Raw genomic sequence first — 1,544 nt, 5'->3', positions numbered from 1 at the left:
CCACCAGAATACGCATGGACCCCTCCAGAAAAAGATTCGGCGGCGATGTTAGCGCATCGCCGCCGATCCCGTCAGTTACGCCTTATTCAGACTTGGCGAAGGGCAGGACGATCGGCGCGTTTCCGGCCGAGGTCCGCACCAGCAGCAGGACGCCGGGGCGGTTCGCCGAACGCACCACCTCGACCGCGTCGCGCAGTTCCCTGACCGTGTTCACGTTCCGGCCGTTGGCCTGAACAATCACCATGCCGGGCTGGAAGCGCAACCGACCGGCTTCCGAGCGGGCCTCCACCGCCGTCACCACCACGCCGCGCACGTCATCCGCCAGATCGTAGCGGCTGCGCAGGGCTGCGGTGATCGGCGCCACCGTCAACCCCTCGACCTTTTCGCCCACCACAGCGGCTGGCGCGTCAGGAGCCGCCTCGTCGCCGCCCTCAGCTTCCGCCGCGCCAAGATTAGCCGGGCGAGTGCCCGCGCGCAGGGTGATCGTCTGGCGACGCCCTTCGCGCAGCAGTTCCAACCGCAGGGTTTCGCCCGGCTTCACCGCGCCGACCGCTCGCGTCAGTTCATTGCTGCCCTCGATACCACGGCCGTTCAGACTGACGACCACGTCGCCCGCTTGCAAACCGCCCTGATCGCCAGGCGCTCCAGCCGTCACATCGGTGATGTAGGCGCCCTTGGTGCCCGCGGGCAGGCCCAGGCTCTCGCGATACTCGTTGGTCAGATTGCCGATCGTCACGCCCAGATAGCCGCGTTCGATCTTTTCGCCGCGCATCAGACGATCGGTCGTCTCCTTGGCGATCCCGGCAGGGATGGCGAAGCCGATGCCGACTGAGCCCCCCGTCGGCGAGAAGATCGCCGTGTTCACGCCGATCACGCGGCCATAGATGTCGAAGGTCGGCCCGCCGGAGTTGCCCCGGTTGATGGCCGCGTCGATCTGGATGAAGTCGGTGTAGGGGTTTTCATTGCCGCCGATGTCGCGGGCCTTGGCCGAGACGATGCCCGCCGTCGCCGTGCCGCCCAGACCGAAGGGGTTGCCGACCGCGATGACCCAGTCGCCGACGCGCGGCTCGGCCTTGTCCTCGAACGAGACGAAGGGGAATGCCGAACCCTCAACCTTGATGACCGCCAGATCGGTCAGCGGATCACGTCCGACCAGTCGCGCCTTCAGCTCGCGCTCGTCGTTCAGACGGACAGTGATCTCCTCGGCGTTCTCGACCACATGGTTGTTGGTGACGATGAAGCCGTCGGCCGAGATGAAGAAGCCGGAGCCTGCGCCGGCGGCCAGCTGTGTGCTGTCTTCGCCCTCGCCCGAGCTGTCAGGCGCCCCGGGCACGGGCACCGCGCCCAGGCCGGGGATCTGGATCAGGTTGCGCGGGCGCTGCACCCGCGTCTTGACGTCGATCTGCACCACGGCGGGGGCGACCTGCTGGAAGATTTCGGCGAAGCTGAGCGGCGCGCCCTGCGGCGGGGCGAAGGCCAGGCCCGCGGCTCCGGCCGAGGGGACCAGCCGTCCGGCTGTCTGGGCCGCAGGCGCGGCGTTGGCG

Annotated in this window: 1 protein-coding gene; it reads right to left on the bottom strand. The window is 68.3% G+C overall.

Going from position 1 to position 1,544, the window contains the following annotated elements; genetic code table 11:
- Window positions 1–82: 82 nt before the first annotated feature.
- Window positions 83–1,544 (bottom strand): Do family serine endopeptidase (locus ACREEF_RS15780; protein WP_431566514.1); only part of this gene is annotated, 1,462 nt, incomplete at its 5' end.

Source organism: Brevundimonas sp., assembly GCF_050729455.1.
Lineage (GTDB): Bacteria > Pseudomonadota > Alphaproteobacteria > Caulobacterales > Caulobacteraceae > Brevundimonas.
This window is presented reverse-complemented; position numbering and strand designations above follow the sequence as displayed.